Origin of the sequence: Gelatiniphilus marinus (genome assembly GCF_042684345.1) — a bacterium.
In the GTDB taxonomy this organism is placed as follows: Bacteria; Bacteroidota; Bacteroidia; order Flavobacteriales; family Flavobacteriaceae; genus Gelatiniphilus; species Gelatiniphilus marinus.
The window spans coordinates 703,559-728,484 of the sequence record NZ_JBHULK010000002.1 but is presented as its reverse complement, the minus strand read 5'-3'; the positions used below and the strand labels follow the sequence as shown (position 1 = coordinate 728,484).

The 24,926-nt window shown below is 36.1% G+C and carries 23 protein-coding genes; 8 read left to right on the top strand and 15 right to left on the bottom strand.

The window, feature by feature from the left end; all coding sequences use genetic code 11:
• Nucleotides 1-5 precede the first annotated feature (5 nt).
• Genes ACFSQS_RS08350 through ACFSQS_RS08340 form a run of 3 tightly spaced genes read left to right on the top strand, consistent with a single transcriptional unit; the run spans nucleotide 6 to nucleotide 3,987 of the window.
• Nucleotides 6-1,811 (top strand): DUF1800 domain-containing protein, encoded by a 1,806-nt coding sequence (locus tag ACFSQS_RS08350; protein ID WP_388016958.1) that lies wholly within the window; start codon nucleotides 6-8, stop codon nucleotides 1,809-1,811.
• 5 nt (nucleotides 1,812-1,816) lie between these two features.
• Nucleotides 1,817-3,235 carry a DUF1501 domain-containing protein gene (locus ACFSQS_RS08345; RefSeq protein WP_388016955.1) on the top strand — a complete coding sequence of 473 codons (1,419 nt, stop codon included), beginning with the start codon at nucleotides 1,817-1,819 and terminating at the stop codon, nucleotides 3,233-3,235.
• A complete protein-coding gene (locus ACFSQS_RS08340; RefSeq protein WP_388016952.1) occupies nucleotides 3,232-3,987 on the top strand; it encodes a T9SS type A sorting domain-containing protein in 756 nt (251 codons plus the stop codon). The genes ACFSQS_RS08345 and ACFSQS_RS08340 overlap by 4 nt, the downstream gene beginning before the upstream one ends.
• 191 nt (nucleotides 3,988-4,178) lie before the next feature.
• Here the strand turns inward: ACFSQS_RS08340 and trhA are convergent, their stop codons facing one another.
• Complete coding sequence (gene trhA, locus ACFSQS_RS08335) at nucleotides 4,179-4,805, bottom strand: PAQR family membrane homeostasis protein TrhA (RefSeq protein WP_388016949.1); 627 nt, start codon at nucleotides 4,803-4,805, stop codon at nucleotides 4,179-4,181.
• Nucleotides 4,806-4,808: 3 nt separating this feature from the next.
• Nucleotides 4,809-5,489 (bottom strand): DUF4294 domain-containing protein, encoded by a 681-nt coding sequence (locus ACFSQS_RS08330; RefSeq protein ID WP_388016946.1) that lies wholly within the window; start codon nucleotides 5,487-5,489, stop codon nucleotides 4,809-4,811.
• A 326-nt stretch (nucleotides 5,490-5,815) separates the two neighbouring features.
• Between ACFSQS_RS08330 and ACFSQS_RS08325 the strand changes: the two genes are divergently transcribed.
• Entirely contained in the window at nucleotides 5,816-6,370 is a 555-nt protein-coding gene (locus ACFSQS_RS08325; RefSeq protein WP_388016943.1) for a DUF2911 domain-containing protein, read from the top strand.
• A 92-nt stretch (nucleotides 6,371-6,462) separates the two neighbouring features.
• Nucleotides 6,463-7,539: a methylmalonyl Co-A mutase-associated GTPase MeaB gene (meaB, locus tag ACFSQS_RS08320; protein WP_388016940.1), complete on the top strand. Its 1,077-nt coding sequence runs from the start codon at nucleotides 6,463-6,465 to the stop codon at nucleotides 7,537-7,539.
• Nucleotides 7,540-7,686: 147 nt separating this feature from the next.
• Here the strand turns inward: meaB and ACFSQS_RS08315 are convergent, their stop codons facing one another.
• The 8 genes from ACFSQS_RS08315 to mnmA all read right to left on the bottom strand — a co-directional run bounded on the left by ACFSQS_RS08315 (nucleotide 7,687) and on the right by mnmA (nucleotide 15,292).
• The gene (locus tag ACFSQS_RS08315) at nucleotides 7,687-8,256 is read right to left on the bottom strand and encodes a phosphatase PAP2 family protein (protein WP_388016937.1); all 570 of its coding nucleotides are present in this window, start codon (nucleotides 8,254-8,256) and stop codon (nucleotides 7,687-7,689) included.
• A gap of 155 nt (nucleotides 8,257-8,411) precedes the next feature.
• A complete protein-coding gene (locus ACFSQS_RS08310) occupies nucleotides 8,412-8,639 on the bottom strand; it encodes a hypothetical protein (RefSeq protein WP_388016934.1) in 228 nt (75 codons plus the stop codon).
• A gap of 96 nt (nucleotides 8,640-8,735) precedes the next feature.
• Complete coding sequence (locus tag ACFSQS_RS08305) at nucleotides 8,736-10,115, bottom strand: MATE family efflux transporter (protein WP_388016931.1); 1,380 nt, start codon at nucleotides 10,113-10,115, stop codon at nucleotides 8,736-8,738.
• Nucleotides 10,116-10,557: 442 nt separating this feature from the next.
• Nucleotides 10,558-11,040, bottom strand: a complete 483-nt coding sequence (locus ACFSQS_RS08300; RefSeq protein ID WP_388016928.1) for a hypothetical protein — start codon at nucleotides 11,038-11,040, stop codon at nucleotides 10,558-10,560.
• Between the two features lies 1 nt (nucleotide 11,041).
• Nucleotides 11,042-11,482 carry a hypothetical protein gene (locus ACFSQS_RS08295; RefSeq protein ID WP_388016925.1) on the bottom strand — a complete coding sequence of 147 codons (441 nt, stop codon included), beginning with the start codon at nucleotides 11,480-11,482 and terminating at the stop codon, nucleotides 11,042-11,044.
• Between the two features lie 24 nt (nucleotides 11,483-11,506).
• On the bottom strand, nucleotides 11,507-12,448 hold the full coding sequence (locus ACFSQS_RS08290; RefSeq protein WP_388016922.1) for an NAD(P)H-dependent flavin oxidoreductase: 942 nt from the start codon (nucleotides 12,446-12,448) through the stop codon (nucleotides 11,507-11,509).
• Complete coding sequence (locus ACFSQS_RS08285) at nucleotides 12,449-14,083, bottom strand: S8 family serine peptidase (protein ID WP_388016919.1); 1,635 nt, start codon at nucleotides 14,081-14,083, stop codon at nucleotides 12,449-12,451. It lies immediately after the preceding gene.
• 21 nt (nucleotides 14,084-14,104) lie between these two features.
• A complete protein-coding gene (gene mnmA, locus ACFSQS_RS08280) occupies nucleotides 14,105-15,292 on the bottom strand; it encodes a tRNA 2-thiouridine(34) synthase MnmA (protein WP_388016916.1) in 1,188 nt (395 codons plus the stop codon).
• Nucleotides 15,293-15,469: 177 nt separating this feature from the next.
• Between mnmA and ACFSQS_RS08275 the strand changes: the two genes are divergently transcribed.
• Complete coding sequence (locus tag ACFSQS_RS08275) at nucleotides 15,470-17,761, top strand: fasciclin domain-containing protein (protein WP_388016913.1); 2,292 nt, start codon at nucleotides 15,470-15,472, stop codon at nucleotides 17,759-17,761.
• A gap of 244 nt (nucleotides 17,762-18,005) precedes the next feature.
• On the opposite strand, the gene ACFSQS_RS08270 is transcribed toward ACFSQS_RS08275, so the two are convergent.
• The 3 genes from ACFSQS_RS08270 to ACFSQS_RS08260 form a co-directional block, all read right to left on the bottom strand.
• A complete protein-coding gene (locus ACFSQS_RS08270; RefSeq protein ID WP_388016910.1) occupies nucleotides 18,006-18,707 on the bottom strand; it encodes a toxin-antitoxin system YwqK family antitoxin in 702 nt (233 codons plus the stop codon).
• Nucleotides 18,708-18,903: 196 nt separating this feature from the next.
• The gene (yidC, locus tag ACFSQS_RS08265; RefSeq protein ID WP_388016907.1) at nucleotides 18,904-20,799 is read right to left on the bottom strand and encodes a membrane protein insertase YidC; all 1,896 of its coding nucleotides are present in this window, start codon (nucleotides 20,797-20,799) and stop codon (nucleotides 18,904-18,906) included.
• 80 nt (nucleotides 20,800-20,879) lie between these two features.
• Nucleotides 20,880-22,520, bottom strand: a complete 1,641-nt coding sequence (locus ACFSQS_RS08260) for a CTP synthase (protein WP_388016904.1) — start codon at nucleotides 22,518-22,520, stop codon at nucleotides 20,880-20,882.
• 530 nt (nucleotides 22,521-23,050) lie between these two features.
• Between ACFSQS_RS08260 and ACFSQS_RS08255 the strand changes: the two genes are divergently transcribed.
• Both ACFSQS_RS08255 and ACFSQS_RS08250 read left to right on the top strand, forming a co-directional pair.
• Nucleotides 23,051-23,407, top strand: coding sequence for a type II toxin-antitoxin system RelE/ParE family toxin (locus ACFSQS_RS08255; RefSeq protein ID WP_042247318.1), 357 nt, complete (start codon nucleotides 23,051-23,053; stop codon nucleotides 23,405-23,407).
• Complete coding sequence (locus tag ACFSQS_RS08250; protein ID WP_042247315.1) at nucleotides 23,397-23,687, top strand: helix-turn-helix domain-containing protein; 291 nt, start codon at nucleotides 23,397-23,399, stop codon at nucleotides 23,685-23,687. Before ACFSQS_RS08255 ends, ACFSQS_RS08250 begins: the two co-directional genes overlap by 11 nt.
• Nucleotides 23,688-23,944: 257 nt before the next feature.
• On the opposite strand, the gene ACFSQS_RS08245 is transcribed toward ACFSQS_RS08250, so the two are convergent.
• Nucleotides 23,945-24,172 carry a DUF3820 family protein gene (locus ACFSQS_RS08245; RefSeq protein ID WP_388016899.1) on the bottom strand — a complete coding sequence of 76 codons (228 nt, stop codon included), beginning with the start codon at nucleotides 24,170-24,172 and terminating at the stop codon, nucleotides 23,945-23,947.
• Between the two features lie 119 nt (nucleotides 24,173-24,291).
• Complete coding sequence (locus ACFSQS_RS08240) at nucleotides 24,292-24,828, bottom strand: DUF922 domain-containing protein (RefSeq protein ID WP_388016896.1); 537 nt, start codon at nucleotides 24,826-24,828, stop codon at nucleotides 24,292-24,294.
• Nucleotides 24,829-24,926: the final 98 nt, after the last annotated feature.

The window sequence follows — 24,926 nt, the reverse complement described above, 5'->3', positions numbered from 1 at the left end:
GCCTTATGAAAAAACTAATATCATTCTTTTTTTTAAGCCTATCTATTTGCGTTTTTTCGCAAGAGTACAGAGATTATTTGGGTGCCGGACACAGCAATGGCATTACGGTAACATCTAGCGACCAACAAAACAGAACAAACTGGAACGAGACCGCCAGCGCAGAAAACACCCTAAATGGTACGGGATTGGATGCGCGATTATTAGAAACCTCCAGATTTTTAGCACAAGCCACTTTTGGCACAGACCTAAACTATATAAAAACCGTTGCCGAAAACTCTTTCGAAGATTGGATTGATGCACAATTCGATTTTAACTCACCATCCATGGGGCAACTTACCCAGACCATTTACAATGAAGCCCTTTCTATTTTTATAGCCAATGGTGGTAATGCCGAAGATTATTTTGGTCCCTATTGGCCACATTTTCAGTTTGCTTGGTGGCAAAGCAATATTGGTAATGAAGATTTATTACGCCAAAAAGTAACTTTAGCATTAAGCGAAATTATGGTAATTTCAACAAATTCTAACCTTGGAGATTACGGTGTTGGTTTAGGCGATTTTTATGATGTTTTAAAAGATAATGCCTTCGGAAATTTTAGAGACCTATTAAGAGATATAACCTTGCACCCCATGATGGGCATTTATTTAAGCCATTATAACAATCCAAGAAGTTTTCCTGATGAAAACATACACCCCGACGAAAATTTTGCAAGGGAAGTCATGCAACTGTTCAGCATTGGTCTTTATGAGCTCAACCAAGATGGAAGCTATGTTTTGGATGGCGAGGGCAACAGAGTACCAACATACAATAATAACGACATAAAAGAATTTGCCAAAGTATTTACCGGCCTTGGCGCTGCAGAAGTTAACGAAAACCCTTGGGGCGTAACACCAAGATTTGGGGTGGGACAATATTTAGTAAAAAAAGATGTACCTATGGCAATGTACGATGAGTGGCACCAACCTGGAGAAAAAAAGCTATTGAATGGTTATGTGATCCCAAGTGGGCAATCGGGAATGCAAGACATAGAAGACGCCATAGACAACCTGTTTAACCATCAAAATACAGGGCCGTTTATAGCCATTCGCTTAATTCAGCAAATGGTAAAATCCAATCCTTCGCCAGCATACATATCTCGGGTAAGTGCGGCCTTTAACAATACCAAAGGCGTTAGAGGCGATATGAAAGCGGTTATAAAAGCCATTTTATTAGATGATGAAGCCAGAAGTTGCAGTTGGATTAATAATCCGTCAAGCGGAAAATTAATTGAACCGATGCTGCGGTATTTTAACATTACCAGACAAATTGATTTGGATAACAAAAGCGGGGTAAATTGGAATGTGGGCTATAATTTTTATCAAGCTACTGGTCAATCACCATTAGCTGCTCCGCATGTATTCAATTTTTATTTACCTGAATATGTACACAATGCCGAATTTACAGCTGCAAACCTTGTAGGGCCAGAGTTTGAAATACATAATTCCGCTACTAGTATTTCTTATATTAATGAAGTTGATTTGTGGACCTATCCGCAATATTATTCCGTTTTAAACACCTGGAATTTGGGTCTAGAAGACACACCGTTAGATTTCGAGGCCTTAAAATATTTTGCAAAAGACAGCGAGGTTATGGTCAATCAATTAGATAAACTATTTACACACGGGCAATTATCCGATGAAACAAAACGTGTCATTACCGATGCGGTTGATGGCATTACAGATTTAGGTGCCGATTTCGATTATCTGTATTTTAGGGTAAAAATGGCACTCTATCTTATTTTGATAAGTCCAGACTATGCCATTCTTAAATAAACCAAATGAGCAAAGAAAAAAACAATATATCCAGACGAAAATTCCTTGGCGATTCATGTGCTGCACTTGGGTACACCACGCTGTTTTCATCTTTAATCAACCTTAAAGCCATGGCAGCTTCGGCTATGGATAATTCGTCTTTAATCACCACTTTTAATGGCAATTACAAAGCCTTGGTGTGTTTAATGCTTGGTGGCGGAAACGATTCGTTTAATATGCTGATGCCAAAAGGCAATAATGAGTATAACGAATATGCCACAACACGCTCTAATTTAGCCATTCCGCAAAACGATATATTACAGATAAACCCAAATACCACAGACGGTCGGGTTTTTGGATTGCATCCATCAATGCCCGATATGCAACAACTTTTTGAAAGCGAAAATTTGGCATTTCTTTCAAATGTGGGAACGCTTATTGAGCCTTCAACAAAAACCGATATTCAAAATAATGTTGTAAAAACACCACTTGGATTATTTTCGCACGCCGACCAAATACAGCAATGGCAAACGGGAAGACCCCACGAAAGAACCAATATTGGCTGGGGCGGAAAAATTGCAGATCTCGTGCAATCCATGAATTCCAATCAGAATATCTCAATGAATATTTCCCTTAAAGGAAGTAACATTTTTCAGCGCGGCGACCAAATTGTCCCGTATGCCATTAGCAATCAAGGTAGTGTTGGCATTAATGGTTATGGTGGCACCAACCTTTTTAACAGCCTTCGAACCCAAGCTTTAAACTCGATGTTGGAAAGGGATTATCAAGACATTTTCAAGAACACCTATAAAAACACCATTAAATCTTCAAACGAAGCCAATTTACAATTTCAATCGGCCATTGATGCCGTTATGGATTTTAGTACCCCGCTTCCCGAATACAATAATTTGGCAAAACAATTAAGAATGGTAGCTAAAACCATTGCTTCCAGAGATACTTTAGGATTTTCCAGACAGATATTTTTTGTGCAACTTGGTGGTTGGGATCATCATGACGAACTCCTTATTAACCAAGCTAGTAAATTAGCACAAGTGAATGAGGCTCTAAAATATTTTAACGATTTGATGGCCGAATTGAATACAAATGATTGTGTTACAACATTTAGCGTATCAGATTTTGCACGAACACTAACATCCAACGGTAACGGTACCGACCACGCTTGGGGCGGCAATGCTTTTATGATGGGTGGTGCAGTAAACGGCAAGGAAATCTATGGCAACTATCCCATTTTAGCTTTAAATAGCGATGCCGATTTTCAAGATGGAGTAATGATTCCAACAACGGCAGCCGATTTATATATGGCAGAATTGGCTCTTTGGTTTGGTGTTCCCGCATCTGAATTGAGTACCATTCTCCCTAACATTTCAAATTTTTACGATACAAATTCCGGTGTTCCTCCTTTAGGTTTTATGAATATGACATGATGAAAAAAAGCCACTTATACATATTGATTATTTCGTTTTTTAGCACGCCATTTATTAGCGCACAATGCTACCCAGACCGCCATAGCACCAATTGGTTTGATGGCTGGGTATCTTGCAAAAAATCGCCAAACCCCATTGCATCTTACGGCGAAACGCATTGGATTATGTACGATCTGGGCTATGATTATGTTTTGAATGAAACAAAGTTTTGGAATGCCAACGAACCTAAAAATCTAAATTACGGCATTAACGATTTTAGTATCGATTATTCTTTAGATGGCATAACGTGGACCAACTTAGGCGCATTCAATTTAGAACAAGCTTCTGGCCTATCGACTTACGAAGGTAACGAAGGACCCGATTTTAACGCCACCAAAGCTCGCTTTGTTTTAATTACACCAACCTCAAATTTTGGCGGCGATTGTTACGGCTTTAGCGAGCTGAAAATTTCTATTACCGACCCCTTTTTAGTGGTTGAAGAAGAAGACGGGTTTAATGCTTCGGCTTTTCCTAATCCTTTTGTAAACAATGTATCGTTAAGAATGGTTTCTTTAGATGAAAACGCACCGGTAAACTATGCGCTATACGATATTTTGGGCAGAAACATTATTAGTAATGCTTTTAATATGTCAGAAGGTATTGACACTTATGAGTTGCCACTTCATGGAAATACACTTTCAATAGGAATATATATATTAAAGATTACACAAAACGAAAAAGAGCGTTCTTTTAAATTGATCAAGAGAGAATAGTTTTTTGGACTTATTTTCATTTTTATAATCAAAACCAATCTTACAATATTTTAGCTAAAACAGTTATTTGGTTATTTATTATTTAGGCTACAAACTAAATAAGCAATAACTCATTAACCCAATTAGGCCTAACAATTGCAATCTATTAAAAATATAGGCAAACCCTTCTTCTTTCAATTAAAATGCACCCCTTAAATCACATAAAGAAAAATCATAAAAAAGTGGCAAATGGCACCGGCCAAAACAAAGAGGTGCCAAATAACATGATTGTACGGTATTTTTTGAATGGCATAAAAAACAATGCCAACAGTATAAGATAAACCGCCCGCAAATAGAAACAAAATACCATAACTACCAATAACGTTGGATAGGTTTGCAAAATCGAACACAATAAGCCAGCCCATTACCAAATAAAGCAACGTAGAAAACACCTCGAACCTACCTGTAAAAAAGAGTTTTAAAACCATACCAAAAGCTGCAATTCCCCAAACCACCCAAAAAAGAGGCCACCCTAAAGTTTGCTCTAAAGCAATTAAACAAACCGGTGTGTATGTTCCTGCAATTAAAATGTAAATGCTTATGTGGTCTATAATTCTAAAATAGTGCTTGCGCCTCTCTCCTTTTACGGCATGATAAAATGTGGATGCCATAAATAAAACGATTATAGAAATGCCGTAAACCACGACGCTAAACAAACTCCAAGCTGTTTTTTCGGTATTAAAAACAATAAGCAACACTAATGCAGCAATACCTAGTAAAGCACCAATGGCATGTGTAGCAGCATTTAGTTTTTCTTCAAAAGGGGTTTGTAGGCGCATAATTTATTGCTTTTTTGGTGTTGGCTTTATCCATTTGTCGGTTAAATCGTAAAAATCGTATTTGGTTGCCGATTTTTGCCGTTCTAAACGCCCGCTTTGAAAGTTGCGCTGTAAAATATCTTCAATTAAATAATCTTCTTTTTCGTTAACCGGATCGAACTCGCGCTTTAACGAAATATCGAACATGCTTGCCGTTGTATTGTACCAAAACGCACGCCAACCGTTGCGCAGTTCCTTAACCAAATTAAAGGCCGTTTCGCCGGTTTGCCGGTGTATTAATTTTACCAAGATCTGGCCTTCGGTACGGGTTAGTTTTTTTAATTCTGCTGAAAATTCGCCTTCAATATATTTTTGCACCCGTTTTGCATATTTTTTTTTATGGCGTCTTTTTTTTATGCTCTCCAATCGCTTGTTCATAGAGTCCAAACGTTCGGCGGCCATTTTTGCATACGGATACACTTTTAAGGTTTTGCGGCGTAAAATCAAATAGCGTATGCGGTCTTGTTTACTGGCAAATTCCAGATCGTGCAGAAGCATTACCTCGTCCAAATCTATAGCCGTTCTGGGCACAGAATCGCCTTCAACAATTATAAACTGTACAACAGTGGAATCCTGTTCTACTACAGGCGTTTGGGCAAGAGCAAATAAAGGAAAAAATATAACAATGTATTTTAAATAATTCATCTGTAAAAAACGGGGCATTGATACTGTAAAAGTACAGAATTTCTTTATATTGGTTATTCTGGATTTAAAATTATAAATGCATTTGGCTTTACAGGAAAAAAACTTAACCATATAGTATTTAAGCCAAAGACAGCCAACAACTTAAAAAATTGATTAATTGCAAAATAGAAGACCAGCTTTACAGATGAATTTAAAGATTTAACCAAAGCGTTCATTTCAATTTAACACCAATAAACCTCTGCACAACAAAAGCAAATAAATGTGCGTTTCTGTTTTACTGATTATTACTTTTTAAAGTATCTTTATCACTAAATAAATTTCTCTTTATGAACACCTTTTTAAAACGCGTTTTATTCCTTTTGTTATTCGTAGCTTTAGGTTTATTTTTATACTCTCATTTTGTTGAAAACATTTTTTCGAGCCGCTTAAGCCCCAAAGACACCGTAGAATTTAAACTGAACGATTTAAAACTTGAAGTGTTTTACAACAGGCCATCAAAAAAAGACCGCGAGGTTTTTGGCGCTTTAGTACCTTTTAACCAAGTGTGGCGAACTGGTGCAAACGAAGCCACCACTTTCGAGACCAACAAAACACTCGATATAAACGGCATGCCCTTGCCTAAAGGAAAATACACCCTTTGGACCGTACCAAAAGATAGCGTTTGGACCATAATATTTAATTCTAAGCAATACCCTTGGGGCGTTACCGATGAAATGAAACCGTATTGGGATCCGAATTTCGATGTGCTGAATGTTGATATTCCAGTTGAAAAACTAAACACAACCGTCGAGCAATTTACCATTGCTTTCGATAATTCTACGGATAAACTGTTTTTAACCATGGCTTGGGATGATACCAAAGTTGCGGTGCCGCTTAAATAAGTTGGCAGTCAACAGTCATAGTTTTCAGTTGGCAGTCATCGGTCATAAATAACAAAATTAATATCGTAAATTAGTCAAACATTTGTGTATTAGTGGCAAAAGAAAAAAAATCAGCTTTAAAAGAAAATGAAGGTGTTTCAGAGTCTGAAATCACCAACAGCACGTCTATTAAAAACATAAAAAAGAAACGCAACGCCAAAATAAACCCAAATGCTTTAGTTTCATCCATTTTAAAAAAAGATATTACTGCATTAAGCAGAGCCATTACTTTGGTTGAAAGCACAAACACAGACCACTTCCATCTTGCCAACAATATTATAAAACAATGTTTGCCACATGCCAACAACGCAATAAGAATAGGTGTTACCGGAGTTCCAGGCGTAGGAAAAAGCACCTTTATTGAAACCTTTGGCAAACACTTAACCGCTTTGGGCAAACGCGTTGCCGTTTTAGCCATAGACCCCAGTAGTTCGCTAACAAAAGGCAGTATTTTGGGCGATAAAACCCGAATGGAAAAATTGGTTAAAGACGTGAATGCTTATATCCGTCCGTCGGCTTCTGGGAAATCGCTTGGAGGGGTAGCCAGAAAAACACGCGAAAGCATTATTTTGTGCGAAGCCGCTGGTTTTGATGTTATTATTATTGAAACCGTTGGCGTTGGGCAAAGCGAAACCACTGTACACAGTATGGTCGATTTCTTTTTACTTTTAAAATTAGCTGGTGCCGGCGACGAGCTACAAGGTATTAAGCGCGGCATTATAGAAATGGCTGATGCAATTGCAATTAACAAAGCCGATGGCGATAATTTAAACCCAGCCAAAATTGCCAAGGCCGAATTTAACAGTGCCCTGAAGCTATACCCAAAAAAAGCATCGGATTGGCAGCCCAAAGTTATGCTTTGCAGCGCATTAAAAAATGAGGGCATTAGCGATATCTGGAATATTATTTTAGAATATATTGAAACCACAACCCAAAATAATTATTTCGACAAAAAAAGGAACGAACAGAATAAATTTTGGCTGATCCAATCCATAGAAGAACAGTTAAAATCTGATTTTTTTAACAGGCTCGATATTAAAAAAGAATTGGCAACACAATTGCATTTAATAGAACAAAACAAAACCACACCCTTTGCTGCTGCGCATTATTTGTTAAATCTCAGGCATTAAAACTCAACAAAACACTAAGTTTTAAGTGCTTAAAAAGCAACTATTTTAAACCAAGACAAGTTTTTAATGTAAGTTTACACGGAATAAAAAGGTTGCAAGTGCACTCCAGACAAGGCATTAATTTTCACTAAAAAAACTGTAATAATTTCAACTTAGCCCAAAACGCTTTAAAAGATATAAGCTTAATTTATAAAACAAAAAACCAGAAATAGCTCCAAAAGTTAATCCGCATAAAAGATCCAACGGGTAATGTACGCCCACGTAAATACGGCTGTAGGCCACAACGGCACTCCAAAAAAGCAAAATAAAAATCAGGTTTTTATAATAAGGCCTTAATAACAAACCTGCAAAAACTGCAGCCGCCATAGAATTTGATGAATGTCCGGAAAAGAAACCGTATTTGCCACAACGCACTGCTATAAAACGCATCTGGTCTATTAAATCGGCTTCTCCACAAGGTCGCGGGCGCTGAAAACCACGTTTAAAAACATTGGTAATTTGGTCTGTAAAGGTTATCAACAAAGCTACTACAACTACAAAAACCAACAGCGGTTTGGCTCCAAATTTCTTGTATAACAAAAATAGCAATAAAGCATATAATGGGATAAAGGTAAGCTTATTGGTTATTACCAACCATAAATTATCCAAAGGTTCAGAGCCCAAATTGTTTAAGTATAAAAACAGTTGGGTGTCGTATTCTAAAAGTGTATCAATCATTATAATTAATTTTGGCGTTACCCAGCCCTTCGACTGCGCTCAGGGCAAGAGGTCGGGCTATCACTACTCGCTTCCTCTCCCGATGCGTCGGGATGGGCGATCTCAAACATTTAGCCTGCGGTGAGCGCAGTCGAACCGTTCAATCCCTAACGCAATTACGCATCGTATTTAGCAACTTCACTATCATAAAACTCGGTAGCCAATTTAATGGCCGTTTCGGTTTCGGTTTGTAATTCTTTTTGGTCTTCGGCATCAAAATCTTCAAACCATTCTACTTCATCATCTTCAAGATTAATAATAAATCTAGGAAATTCGGTATGAATCACAAAAATAGCATTTGGAAATTCTGTATTATCACCAAGTATAAATTTTGGAAGTGTCATTTCTTAAGTTTTAAGTTATAAGTGTCTAAAGTGCGCTTAAGTTATTCGAGACAAAGTTATCATTTATTCACTTAACTTTAAGTACTCAAGCGCACTTTAAATACTTTCAACTTTAATTAATTTTTTAGTTAAATAATCAAATCTAATATATAATAAAATAGCTGCGGTTGTTAACCCTGCAAGTAATCCTAACCAAATGCCAAAGCTACCATAAGCCGTTTCTTTTCCTAAAAACCAGCTTACAGGAAAACCAATTAACCAATACGAAATAAAGGTAATAATAGTTGGTATTTTAACATCTTGCAATCCACGTAAAGCGCCCAAAACCACAACTTGAATACTATCGCTTATTTGAAAAATGGCTGCGGCTATTAATAATTTTGAAGCAATTTTAACCACTTCGGTATTATCAATTAGGTTTTTGGCATCGTTAAAATCGACATATATTTTGGGTAACTGGTTATGAAACACAAAGAAAACAATAGCAAAACCAACGGCTAAAACAGTACCCATTAAAAACAGTGAGAATGCAATACGGCGCAGCTCGAAATAACTTTTAAGCCCTTTCTGGTTGCCCACCCTAATCATGGATGCCACACTTAAACCCATAGCCACCATAAAGGCCATAGAAGATAGATTTAGCGCAATTTGATTTGCCGCTTGCGGATTTTTGCCCAACAAGCCACTTAGCCAAATGGCTGCTGTAAAAATGGCGACTTCGAAAAACATTTGCATAGCACTTGGTGCGCCAAGGTTTATAATTTTTTTAATCATTAATTTATCGAGCACAAAAAACTTAATGTTGGTAACAAAAGCTTTCGATTTTTCTTTTCCTTTCAACAAAAACCATAAATATCCCACCATAACAAAACGCGATATTAATGTGCCATAAGCTGCCCCAACTATACCTAATTCTGGAAATCCGAATTTTCCAAAAATCAAAATATAGTTTAAAACCACATTTATAATATTTGCTAAAACAGTAGCATACATGGGGTATTTAGTCATAGACAATCCATCGCTAAACTGTTTAAACCCCTGAAAAATAATTAATGGAATTAAAGAAAACGCAACTAAATCCAGATACGGAATGGCTAACTCAACAACCTCAGTAGGTTGTTTCATAAAATACATAAGAGGTTTTGCAAAAAACACTAATACAAACAATAAAACTCCTAAAACGGTACATAAAAACAAGCCATTCTTAAATGACGATTTTCCTTTTACAAAATCTTTTTCAGCATCAGCTTCTGCAATTAACGGTGTTATAGCCGTAGAAAACCCGATGCCCAAAGACATAGCAATAAACATAAAACTATTACCCAAAGACACTGCTGCAAGTTCGGCTGTTCCTAATTGCCCTACCATAATATTATCAACAAAACTAACAAAAGTATGCCCTAACATGCCTAGCATAACCGGAGCTGCCAATTGCCAATTGTATTTAAATTCTTTGGTGTAATCTTTTAATTGCATTTGGCAAAAGTAAACTTTAGTATCTGCTTTTTAAACTTTAGGGGTAGATTTTTAAATATTAAATCTCTTATAAAAAAAATAAAACCTAAACAACTGATTATTAAATATTTATTTGTATATTTATAATCCCTCAACTTAGTTAAACGTTTATACTATTCCAAATTGGAAACAAATTTAGCTTTAGTTTAATAGGGATTTAAAAAAAGATTGAAGCTTTTGGTTTCTAATTTTTTAAAAGAGGCTGTCTCAAAATTGAGCTAGCCTCTTTTTTATTTTTAACATGTTAAAAAAATGAAAAGTATATCGTTTTTTAGTCAAATTGTATAATTCGTTTCCTAAATTTAATTTAGGTCTCACATTCTTATAATGATTATAGCATTATGGGATTCTGAAACAAATTTAGAACAACTAATATTATAAATTATCGGGTCTTTGCTGTAGGTTAAAAAATATTACGATAACGCATCACTAGTTTATGGGAATTAATAGTTTTTCTATAATAGTAAATAATGCTTTTATCTGTTTTTAACGTTGGTGCTTCTATTAAATCTGAGATAGTATCTGAAAACAAAACTTTAGGAATTGAAAACTCACTTGTGGCATCGCTTCTAACGGCTACACATATCTCGAAAACGGTATTCGCAGTAATTTGTCCTTTTAAATATCGCGTATAATACAATTCTAAATTATCGCTACTTACACATGGCGCATAATAAATATAATCGGCATTATTAATGTTTTTTAAAATAGATGCAGAATTTGAAAGTGTATTAAAGGTTGAAGTATTACTTTTTTGTGCCACACCAAAAACAGTTTCGCATGGGCCGGTACAATTTGTTTTGTCTAATCTGGCATTACAGAAATATAAAAATTGGCCATCTAAACTAATGCCATGATCCATAACAAGCCATCCTGGAATATTCATATTAAAAATCGCCCTTTACCCTTCCAATTCCATTAACATTCCCAGCATTAAAAGTGCCATGAAAGAGGTTTTCCAATTCAGTTGGGTAGTTTCTTGTTGATGTCCAATAAAAATTACCATTAGAATCCATATCTGCAACAGCATCTAAATGAGGCGTTGTGGTTTGATTAGCTCCCGTTAATTCTCCAACATAATTAAATGTAGAATCGTTAATTTTAGTTGCATAATAAAGTTTGGTGTTAATACCATCGTTTAGATTGTTGAAAAACAAATAATTACCATCTGAGGATATAAATGGTTCCATGGCATCAAACGTTAAACCATTTATAGTAACTTCTATTTCTGAACCAAATGAAGGATAAATTGGGAGTTCATCATTCTCATTTGAAGTACACGAAACGATGCATAATGCTATAATTGATAAAAACATTTTTATTTTCATCTGTTACTATTTTAAATACTAAAACTATAAGTTTGAAACATTACGCTTAGCTATTTCAAATTCATTCATTATATCTTCAACAATTTGAGCCACCGGTTTAATGTCGTGAATTAATCCTGCTATTTGTCCAATTTCTAGTTCGCCTTCTTCTAAATCGCCTTCAAACATACCGCGTTTTGCTCTAGCTCGACCTAAAAGTTTTTTTAACTCGTCTGCTGTTGGAGCGGTTTTGTATAGCTCTTGCACATCATTGTAAAATTTATTTTTAATCAACCTTACAGGAGCCAATTCTTTTAAGGTTAATTGGGTATCGCCTTCTTTGGCATCAACAACCATTTGTTTAAAATTAATGTGTGCCGAACTTTCTTCGCTTGCAACAAATCGGCTACCAATTTGCACACCATCGGCCCCTAAAATCATGGTTGCTAACATGGCATTTCCTGTGGCAATTCCGCCAGCGGCAATTAACGGAATTTTTATTTGTTCTTTTACCATTGGGATAAGGGTTAACGTTGTGGTTTCGTCTCTGCCGTTATGTCCGCCAGCTTCAAAACCTTCGGCAACAATGGCATCAACACCAGCATCTTGGGCCTTTAAAGCGAACTTTACACTGCTTACTACATGTGCAACTTTAATGCCTTTGCCTTGTAACCACGCCGTCCACGTTTTTGGGTTTCCTGCGGAAGTAAATACAATTTTTACATCTTCTTCAACAATAATATCCATGATGTCTTTAATGTTAGGATACAACATGGGTACATTCACACCAAAGGGTTTTTGGGTCGCTTTTTTACATTTTTGGATATGTTCGCGCAGCACATCAGGATACATACTTCCAGCCCCAATAAGCCCTAAAATACCAGCATTACTTGAAGCTGAAGCTAGTTTCCAACCACTATTCCAAACCATTCCTGCTTGAATAATAGGGTGTTTAATGTTGAATAGTTCAGTAATTCTATTTGTCATCTAATGTTTTATTAGTTTGAAAGACTTGGTTTCGGTTTTAGATTTAGCATGAATAATATACATGCCTTTTGACAATGAAGACACATCGATTTGGTTATTGGTATTGCTGATTAAACGTTGTAAAACCCGCTTGCCCAAAATATTGAATAAAGAAATTGTTAATGTATTATAGGTTGAAGGTATTTTTACATAAATATAATCTTTTGCAGGATTAGGGTATATTGAAATATTGGTAATATTTTCAACATCATCTACAGAAAGAGCTGCGTTAAGCGCACTTAATAAATCGGGAATGCCGTAGCCCAATTGGTAATTTGGCATAGTAAATTGAGAACCCGATTCGCGCACCAATTGCATAATTTCTGCATTGGTTTTATTGGGTAACGCTTGCATTAAACAGGCAATACCACCTGCCAAAATAGGCGAACTAAATGAGGTACCATTGTTTGCACCAATTCTGTTATCTGGGTATATTACAGCTGCCAACTGCCCTTGTGCCACAACATCTGGTTTTTTCGAAGGCTGAAAATCACTACCAACCGAACTAAATGGAGCACGATTTCCTGTGGCATTTACAGCACCAATAGATAATGTATATTGAGAGTCGGCAGGTGCGCCAACACCTGGATAGGTATTATTCCCCTCGTTACCAGCAGAAGTTACAAGTACCAAACCTTTTTGAAAAGCGATATTTGCTCCTTTTGTAATAAAAGCGGTGTTACCATCCATTTGGGCCGCCGTATAACTATAATTTGGGTAAGTTGGGTAATCTTTGTATCCTAAAGAGGTGTTTATTAAATCTACACCCAAACTATCTGCACGTTCAACAGCTTCAACCCAATAGCTTTCTTCAACCGGGTTTTCATCGGCAACATCTTCAGTTATAAATAAATAGTAAGTGGCATTGGGTGCTGTACCAACATATTCGTTGGCAACATAACCAGCCATGGTACTTAAAACCAAAGTACCATGTGCACTTGAGGTATTTGCATATACATCTGAGTTTCGGTTTACAAAATCGTAGCCGTCTTTTAAATTCCCAGCATCTTTTAAGCGCTGAAAAGCACCCATATTGTTTACGTTTACAAATCCGGCATCCAATACTGCAATGGTAACGCCTTCACCTGTGTAATCGGCGGTATGTAAAGCATCGGCATTAATCATTTTTACTTGGTTTTGGGTATTACCATAAGTAAAATCGACTAAGGTTTTCTCCACTTCAAACTTGTCCTTAATTTTAAATGCCGTTTTTTCTTTAGCAATTTTTGTGGTGTTTAAGCTTTTATTGGCAAAATCAATACTGCTTATAAAAGATAGGTTTGTTAAAGCTTGAATATCTGATTGATTACCTCTAACGTGTACGGCATTAAGCCATTTAGATTTTGCCATAACCGTAATTCCCGTGGTATTTTTAAGTGCTGTAATATAAGATTCGTTTACAGGAACATCCCTAGAATCAATTTTTACATTATGTTTTGCTTTTCTATCAATGGCTTTTTGGGATAGAATTAATGTGGGGTTGTCAATTCGATTGGCAACATCTTGTTTGTCTGCTAAATATACCCAAGCATCTTGTTGTGAAAATAAAAAGCACTGAAAACTTAAGAAACAAAAAACGAATAATTTCTTTACCATAATAAGAGTTTTATTGGCAAGTTACGAAATTACACCCGAACCAATCAACTCATCATTTATATACCAAGCCACAAATTGCCCTTCGGTAATGGCAGATTGAAATGCTTCAAAATCAACATATAAACCGCTATCCACTTTATATAAAGTCGCTTTTTGTAAAGGTTGGCGATAGCGTATTCTAGCTTTTACTTGCATCGTTTCATCAACTTTTAAAGCCAAATCTTTGCGAATCCAATGTAATTCTTCATTAGAAACAAACAATGCTTTTTTTAATAACCCAGGATGATCCTTTCCTTGTCCGGTATAAATTACATTTTCGTTTACATCGGTATCTATTACAAATAAAGGCTCAACCGTTCCGCCAACAGCAAGCCCTTTACGCTGCCCTTTAGTGAAATAATGTGCGCCTTGATGTTTACCAACAATTTTGCCATTATGTATATTGTAATCAATTTTTCTGGATAAATATTTTAATTTCTCTTCTTCAGATTGAAATTCTGGAAGGGCTTGATTATATATTTTATCGGCTTTAGAAACCTCAACAATAACACCTTCTTTGGGTTTTAACTGCTGTTGCAAAAAATCTGGCAACTTTACTTTACCTATAAAACACAAGCCTTGGGAATCTTTCTTTTCGGCGGTTACCAAGTCTAATTTAGTGGCAATATACCTAACTTGTGGTTTAGTTAATTCGCCAATAGGAAATAAGGATTTTGCCAGTTGCGCTTGCGACAATTGACATAAAAAATACGACTGGTCTTTGTTAGCATCAACGCCTGCTAGTAATTGATATATTTTTTTACCCCCTTTATCAATAGCTCCTTTTCTGCAATAGTGTCCTGTGGCTACATAATCTGCTCCAAGTTCTAAAGCTATATCCATAAATACATCAAACTTAATTTCTCTATTGCAAAGCACATCGGGGTTTGGTGTTCTCCCCTTTTCGTATTCATTAAACATATAATCTACTATACGTTCTTTGTATTGTTCGCTTAGATCTACCGTTTGAAAAGGGATTCCTAATTTTTCAGCAACCAACATGGCATCGTTACTATCGTCTAACCATGGGCATTCGTTAGATATGGTTACAGAGTCATCATGCCAGTTTTTCATAAACAAGCCAATAACCTCATAACCTTGCTGTTTTAATAAATAGGCTGCAACACTAGAGTCCACACCACCTGAAAGTCCTATTATTACTCGTTTCATAATTAAAAATTGGCTACAAAGATAAGTATTAATATAGAATTCAGCTGCTTTTAAAACTTTTTCAATTGATCGCTGAAACAAGATTTGTTTATTTTTTTTAAAAAAAAGATGAACAAAATTTGCATTTTTGTTTAACTTTTTAATATATTTGATAAACAAAATTAAAATCATAACAAAATGAAAACATTAACAGCATTAAAAAAAGTAGTACTGCTCACTCTAGTTGCAGTTTTTTCGTTCGCTTGCGACGATGATGACAATCCTGTTCTTATTAAAGAGCAAGAAAATATTGTAGGAATAGCAATAGAAACTCCAGATTTAAGTAATCTTGTTGCTGCATTACAACGTGCCAATTTGGTTGAAACATTAAGTGGCGACCAAAACTATACTGTTTTTGCACCAACAAACGAAGCCTTTTCTAAATTTCTATCGGATAATGGTTTCGCTAGTTTAGACGATGTTCCAGACAATGTTTTAAAACAAATTTTACTAAACCATGTTATCTCTGGAGATTTAAAATCATCTGGTTTATCAACAGGTTACGGACAAACTTTAGCCACAGAAGCATCTTCTCAAAACAATTTAAGTATTTACATTAATACCGAATCGGGTGTTAACTTAAATGGTGTGGCTGATGTTATAAGAGCAGATATTGATGCCACTAATGGTGTTATCCATATAGTAGATGCTGTAATTGGCTTACCAAATGTGGTTGACTTTGCTTTAGCAGACAATACATTCTCTACATTAGTAGCAGCATTAACAAGAAGCGATTTAACCTTCGATTACGTTACCACACTATCAACCCCAAACGGTACAGCACCGGCTCCTTTTACAGTATTCGCACCTACAAACGATGCCTTTGCAAATTTACTTGCGGAGTTAGGAGCTAGCGGATTAGGCGATATTGATGAGCCAACATTAAAAGCCACACTTGATTTACATGCGGTAGCTGGAGCAAATGTTCTTGCATCTGCTTTAAGCGATGATATGACCGTTACTACCCTTGGTGGAGATATAACCGCAAATGTTACAGGTGGCGCTACTTTAACCGATTCTAACGGAAGAGTAAGTAATATTGTGGTTACCAATGTGCAAGCTGCAAATGGTGTTATTCACGTAATCGATAAAGTAGTATTACCAAAATTGCCCGAAAATTTAGTTAGCAAAGCTTATAATACGCCAGAATTAAGTATTTTATTTGATGCCTTACAAGCCGCGGATGGCGACTTACCTAGCATATTATCCGGAGAGGGGCCTTTTACCGTATTGGCACCTACCAATGATGCATTTGCTGCATTCTTAACAGATAACAATTTTTCAACTTTAGCAGATGTACCGACAGATGTGCTAGCTCAGGTACTATTAAACCACGTAATTGACGGTAGCGTAATGTCAACAGATTTGATTGCTGCTGGTTCTGGTTATACTTCAACTAACGCAACAGGTGCTGGCGACAATAAAATGAGTATTTTTTATAATACTACCAGTGGAGTTCAATTTAATGGAATCTCTACAGTAACAACCGCAAATGTTGAAGCTACAAATGGAGTGGTTCATATCGTTGATAAAGTTATAGGTTTACCAACAGTTGTAGATCATGCACTTGCTAACCCAAGCTTTAGCAATTTAGTTGCTGCATTGGGCGCTGCCGATGGCGATTTAGTAAACGTATTAAGCGGAGCCGGACCGTTTACGGTATTAGCTCCAGACGATGCTGCCTTTACAACTTTTTTAAATGGAACACCTCTTGCTAACGTACCAACAGACGCATTATCTAACATATTATTAAACCATGTATTAACAGGTGTTACCATGTCAACAGATTTAACAACAGCCGGAGCTGGATACACTAACACCAATGGCAAAGGGCCAGAAGACAGCAGCTTAAGCCTTTATTTTAATACAGAAAGCGGCGTTGTGTTTAACGGTGTATCTACCGTTGCGAAAGCCGATGTTGTTGCAAGCAATGGTATTATACATGCCGTTGATGCTGTAATAGATATTCCAACCGTGGTTACTTTTGCAGTAGCAGACCCTAGTTTTTCAACTTTGGTTAGCGCTTTAACCACATTAACACCTGCGACAGATTTCCCAGCTGTTTTATCGAGAACAGAAGGGATGAACGGTGACGGATACAACCCTAACTTTACAGTATTTGCTCCAACTAACGCCGCTTTTGATAATCTTGCAAGTATTCCTGAAGAAGCTGTTTTAACACAAGTATTGTTACACCACGTTATAGGCGATAACAATGTTAGATCTGGAGATTTAACAACCGATGGCGATACGGTAGCGGCCAGTCTTCAAGGAAACAATATAACTGTTACCTTGCCAGGAACAGGTAATAACATTGCAGATGTTACTGATGGCGCCGGAAATTCTGATATAGGAATTGTAGCAGTTGATGTACAAGCTGGAAACGGTGTAATACACGTTGTAAACAAAGTTTTACTACCTAATTTATAATAAACCGTACAAAGTAACAGCGATACATGGTGGCTTAAACGCAACTTTAACAGATACATACAATTTAAACATTACCGCTGTTGATGTAACATTAAATAATTGTATTACCAAAAACTATCTTTAAAGTTGCATTCCACCATAAATTAAACAGATTTTGTTTGGTTAGTTTGATTGATAGTTTTTGTAGCCAAGAAAAAACTTGTCTATGAAAAAGAAGGGACTGCCTGTAAAGGCAGTCTTTTTTTTATGGCGTGTTTTTAATATACTTAGGTTTGTAAGTAAAATCTTTTTCGTTAATCAATTTACCGTTTTCGTAGTATCTCCAGATGCCGTTTTTCTTTCCGTTTTTGTATTGCCCCTCAGCAATCAATTCGCCTTTGGGGTTATAATATTTTGATGCCCCATGGAGTTCTCCGTTCTCGTAAATAAATTCCTTTAAAACCACATGCTTTTCTGAATACCAAACAGATTTACCATGTAGCTTACCATTTTTATAAACCTGTTTTTCGGCTATTTGTCCGTTTTCATAATACACAAAACGCTCCCCATCCAATTGGCCCGCATTGTTATAATGCTCTAAAATGAGCAAATTATCATTACGGTTTTGGTAATATTTCCAGAGGCCAATATAGGTTTTACCGTTCATTTCACCTTCGCTAATTATTTTTCCTTTAGACGATAAAAATGTAACATAGGCTATATTATCGGTTTTATTAAATTGTTTGGTTGCCGTTAAAACTGGTTTCTTTCTTATGTTTTTATAAAATTTGAATAGCCCAATTTCCTTACCGTGATAAAACTCGCCTTGGTACCTTAAAACATTAGTGCCTTCAAAAGTTTTTTTCCAAATGCCATGGCGTTTCCCGTTGGCATCAAATTGGTTGATGTTTTGTGCAAAGGTTAGTGGGGTTATAAATAGGATGATGTTGAGGTATACAAATTTCATATAATATGTTTAAAAGTGGATTCCTGCCTTCTCAGGAATGACAAAAGTAAAACGATAAAAATAATCGCAAATTGTACTTTACAAAAAAGCTGCCAAAATTAAATTTGACAGCTTATATTTTTTAACCCTTCCGTCTTTCAATTTTTTGTGAAATTGAAATCCACCTTCCCTTTTTTACGGGAAGGTGTTAATTAAGTTACTTTCGCTTTTGTTGCGCTTGTTTTTGTTTTTCGGCCTGCTCCATCATTTCTTTCATTTTTCTTTGGAACTTGCTTTCTTTTTTGGGTTTCTTTTTATTCACTTGAATCTGCGCATGGATTTTCTCTTCGTCAAGAATATAATTCTTAATTACCAAAATAATTCCGATGCTAATCAAGTTAGAAATAAAATAATACAAACTTAAACCCGATGCATAGTTGTTAAAGAAAAACAGCATCATAATAGGCGAAAAGTACATCATATACTTCATCATTTTAGCCATATCCGGCATGCCTTCTTGAGTTGGTTGCGATGCCATTTGTTGCCCTGTGGTTAAGCGCATGTAAAAGAAAATAGCAATAGATGCCAATATGGGGAACAAGCTAACATGGTCGCCATAAAAGGGTATGTTGAAAGGTAGATTAGCTATGGTATCGTACGATGATAAGTCGTCTGCCCAAAGGAAACTTTTTTGGCGCAAATCGAAAGCCGATGGAAAAAACTGAAACAAGGCATAAAACACGGGCAGCTGCACCAGTGCCGGCAAACAACCCGCCATAGGGCTTGCTCCTGCTTTGTTTTGCAAGGCCAAGGTTTCTTGTTGCGCTTTCATTTTATTGTTTTTGTGCTTCTCGCGTATGGCATCTAATTCTGGCTTTAACACTTTAAGTTTGGCCTGCGACAAGAACTGCTTATATTGTACGAACGATAATAACAGTTTCACTAAAATAGTCATTACCACAATAGCAATTCCGTAAGACATATAACTGCCCAAAAAGCTAAAGAGTGGCATAAACAGGTAACGGTTAATCCAACCAAAAATGCCCCAACCCAGTGGCACGAGTTCGTCTAGATTTCTACCGTAACTGTTTAATATCTTAAAATCACTTGGGCCGTAATACCAATTCATGTTGGTATTAAGCTCGCCGCCTTGAAACTCTAAAGGCATTTTTGAGGCAAAACTTTTGGTAAAAACCGTATCTATGGCTTCGTCTTCAACCAAGTCTTTAGATATAACGGTAGCCGTTATAAAAGGTGTATCTGTTAGTAATACCGATGAAAAGAAGTGTTGCTTATAGCCTATCCACGTTACATCATTAATGGTTTCTTCAGAATCGCCCATACCTGTGTAATCATCTTTTCCGTCTTCATATTCGTAGTGTATATCGGTGTATCTGTTTTCGTAAGAAATACTTTTGGCGTGCCTGTAACCTTTTAAATCCCAGTTTAAATTAACGGCTTGCGAACTGTTAAAAACATCGCTTAAGCCTTGAGATCGAATGGTGAAATCCATCATGTAATCACCTTCTTTTATCTCGTAACGGTATTCTAAAAATTTAGACTCAGAGGCTTTAAGTTTCATTGAAACTACGGTAACATCACCATTTTTGGTTACCGATGGCTCAAAATAAAGATCTTTTGTGTTTAGAATCCTGCTATCTGTTGTTCCGAAATTTATATTGAATGCCGCATTGTTGTCTTTTATTAGATAGATGGGCAATGAATCGAAATCGACAAACTTTTTTAATTTTACTTCGGATAGATAACCGCCTTTGTTGCTAAATTTTAAGTCTAACAAATCGCTTTCTACATGGGTTTCTTTATCTGAGGCTTTAACTGCAGAATAGGCAAAAGCCCCCAGTTTGCTTTTTAGATTGATTAACTTTAAAGAGTCTGAAGTGGTTACAGCTCCATAATCTTCAGCGGTTGTTATTTTGGTTTGCTCTTCTTGCTCTTTGGCTTTGTTTTGGGCTTCAACTTGCTCTTGTTTTGCCTTTTCTTGGGCTTCTAGCTCTTCTGGTGTTGGTTGGTTTTGCCAAAGCCAATACATCATTATTACAAAAATAAGTACGAAACCTATAATCGAATTAATGTCTAATTTTTTTTCTTCCATGTAATTAAATTTTAGACCTGACAGGTTTTAGATACCTATCAGGTCTTTATAAATTTATCTATTCAATAAACTATCCAATTTTATTTTTGTGCCATACTGACACCTTTTTTTCTTTTATGATGGCCTAGCGCCGCTTTAACAAATGCCACAAAAAGTGGGTGCGGATTTGCCACGGTGCTTTTATATTCTGGGTGATATTGTACGCCAACAAACCAGGGGTGTTCTGAAATTTCAACAATTTCAACCAAACCGGTTTCTGGATTTGTACCCGTTGCAAGCATGCCGGCAGCTTCAATTTGTGTTTTATACTTGCTGTTAAATTCGTAACGGTGCCTGTGGCGCTCGCTAATGGTTTCGGTTTTATAAATATCTTTAACCTTGCTGCCCATTTTCAAATTACAGTCCCAAGCGCCCAAACGCATAGTTCCACCTTTATCGGTAATGTTTTTTTGGTCTTCCATTAAATTGATAACAGGGTGCTGGGTATTTGCATTCATTTCTGTAGAATCGGCATCTGTTAATTTTAAAACATTTCTGGCAAACTCTATAACCGCCATTTGCATGCCTAAACAAATTCCGAAAAACGGTATGTTGTTTTCGCGTACGTATTTAACCGTATTAATTTTACCTTCAATAGCGCGCTCACCAAAACCGGGCGCCACCAAAATACCATCTAAATGCGATAGTTTTAACTTGGCATTGTCGCTGTTTATGTATTCTGAATGAACAGACTCTATATTTACTTTCACTTCATTTTCCGCTCCAGCGTGAATAAAGGACTCTAAAATAGATTTATACGAGTCTTGCAACTCGACATATTTACCTATTAATCCTATTGTAATTTCAGATTTGGGGTTTTTGTGGCGTGTTAAAAACTGATTCCATTTTGTGATATTTGGAGTTGAACTTTTTAAAGCTAATTTATTTAACACAACTTTATCTAGCCCCTCTTCAAGCATTAAGTTAGGCACGTCGTAAATGGTTGATGCATCAATAGATTGAATAACGGCTTCTTCGCGAACGTTACAGAATAATGCTAGTTTACGGCGTAAATCTTTGGGTAAATCGTGCTCTGTTCTGCACACTAAAATATCGGCTTGCACACCACTTTCCATTAAGGTTTTTACACTATGTTGGGTGGGTTTGGTTTTTAATTCGCCCGCGGCAGACAAATAAGGCACTAAGGTTAAATGAATTACAATACCGTTATTCTCGCCCAAATCCCAGCGTAACTGGCGTACCGCTTCAATGTATGGTAAAGATTCAATATCGCCTACCGTTCCGCCAATTTCGGTAATTACAATATCGTAATCGCCAGATTTTCCTAACAGTTGCACACGGTGTTTTATCTCGTCTGTAATATGAGGCACAACTTGTACGGTTTTACCTAAAAACTCGCCTCTGCGCTCTTTTTGGATAACACTTTGGTAAATTCTGCCCGTTGTTACATTGTTGGCTTGACTGGTTGGTACGTTTAAAAAACGCTCGTAATGGCCTAAATCTAGATCGGTTTCTGCGCCATCTTCGGTAACGTAACATTCTCCGTGCTCGTAAGGGTTTAAGGTTCCAGGATCTACATTAATGTACGGATCTAATTTTTGAATGGTTACCCTGTACCCTTGAGCCTGTAACAGTTTAGCCAAAGATGCAGCGATAATGCCTTTTCCTAAAGATGATGTAACACCACCGGTTACAAATATGTATTTTGTTGTAGTTGTCATGTTGCGCTTATAAACGCAGGCAAATTTACAAAATTAAAATAGTTATTTCAGAATTAGTTTTTGGTTATTTAGTTATTCTTATTAACAAAAAATGTCATTTAAAATACGTGAGCATTATAATCTATAAATTCCTTTAAAATACATAGATGTAATAGTATCTTGAAACTAAACGAGCAGTTAATACAATAAAGTTGCTTTTTTATTACACACCCCGGTATTATAAAATGGTCTTTAGATCTTGAAGATATTGATAAAGTACTTAGAGTGAAATCCGGAAAAACATCAGTAAAGAAGATATAATTGATATTGATTAAGTTAAATCCAAAGGTATTTATTATGAGGAGTTGTTATAAGCAAAGCACTTGACTTTGTGAGAAAAAAACGATAACTTCGTTTAACGATTGGATATCGATAATTTATAACAATCGATATCCAAATTCAATTGTAAAACATACCCAAAAAACATCCAGAATTAAAAATAAACATCTGAATTTTTTGAAAATAGTAACTTTTAAGTTACATTTGTCTGAATGGAAAAAGTTAGGCAAGTAATACAGTATAAAAATTATTTCGAGGAGTTTTTGCTTGCTCAACCGAAAAAGGTTCAGGACAAAATATTTAAGGTCATTGAAATAATCGAAACCTATCAGCACGTGCCGAAAACATATTTGGCGCCAATGAAAACTCACAAGGGACTTTTTGAAGCCCGAATAAAATTAGGTTCGAATATTTGGCGAGTTTTTTGCTTCTTCGACAAAGGTAAGTTAGTTATACTCTTAAACGGATTTACAAAAAAGACGCAGAAAACACCGAAAAAGGAAATTGATAAAGCTGTCCGATTAATGAAAGAGTATTACGAAGAAAAAAACAAAGGAAATGGAAACTAAAAGTTGGAAAGACATAAAGGACACAGTTTACGGAAAAAAAGGAACTGAACGCAGAGACGAACTTGACAGAGACTTTGAATCGTTTAAAATTGGTTTGCTTTTACGCAACGCCCGTGAAGAAAAAAATCTCACTCAAGAACAACTTGGCGAACTGATTGACAAAAAACGAACTTATATCTCTCGTGTGGAAAATAATGGCAGTAATCTGACTTTAAAAACATTGTTTGATATTGTGGAAAAAGGACTTGGCGGAAAAGTTAATATATCAATTGAAGTGTAGCGAAAAGTACGTTTTACAACAACGCATATAGCTCATAGCTAGTTAGTTGCTTAATACAAAGTTCAGGAATATTTGCGAAGTCCGCCAAATTTTTTAATTTGGCTTATTGAAAAGAAAGATAATAAGAAAATTAAAAAATTCGGCTCGTGCTTGACCGAAAATATATCACTAATTTGCACGCTACGAGCCATATACACGACCGTTCGGCGGCATTTAGCCCTATCGGGCACATACCGCCGAACGTCCCTTTCAAAAAACTACCTAGGATACTTCCTTTGAATATTCCTAATTAAATCTTCCAATCCATTTAATTTAAGCTCGTAAACCTGTTTAAGCATATCGCCTAATTTTCCTTTTGGGAAGCCTTTATTGTTGTACCAAACCACATAATATTCTGGTAAATCAATTAAATAGCGGTCTTTATATTTTCCAAAAGGCATTTTGGTATGTGCTAGTTTTATTAGGAAATCTTTATCTGGAGTCATAAATTGATTTTACTTTAAAATTATCGTCACTGCGAGTTTTATTTTTTCTTAAAACGTGGCAGACTGATAATAATTTAACAGATTGCCACAGTCGTTCCTCCTTCGCAATGACGGAAATATTAATCTACCGATTTGTATTTTGATAGCTTATTAAGTTGGTCCGCAATATAATTTTTCCATGTTTCTTGATTTTCTAGATGTCTTGAATAATTGGTTTCGGCATCATATTTATCTTGCATTTCGGCCAATTCTTTATTAATGGTTTTGTTAAGCTGGCGCAATTCACTTTTAATAGTATTCGATACTTTAAGCCCACTTATACGTTGCCTAAATTTACGTACGTGCAATTCGGTAATATCAAAATGTAATTGCTCGTGCCCTAAAACATGATTGTCTGCAAGATTGGGTTTATACCAGGATTGTTCTGGGTAAAAATAACAAAACACTTCGGTTGTAAAGCCAACAACTTTAGAGTCTGTTTCGCGTACCGAAAACCCAAACGAAATACCAGAAGCCGTAATAGCAACTGCGCTTACGTTGTGGTTTGGTTGCCCTTTAAAATCTGCCCAAGATAGCTTGTAAGATGCGTTCCAAGATCGTGTTGGTTCGTCTTGAACATAAACAAAACAACATAAAACAAGGAGTATTTTTGCCACAGAAAATAAAGATTAAAAAACAATTAGAGGATTTGGGTGCTTGTAATATTTCTTTTTATGAGATTGCCACAGTCGTCCCGATAACTATCGAGACTTCT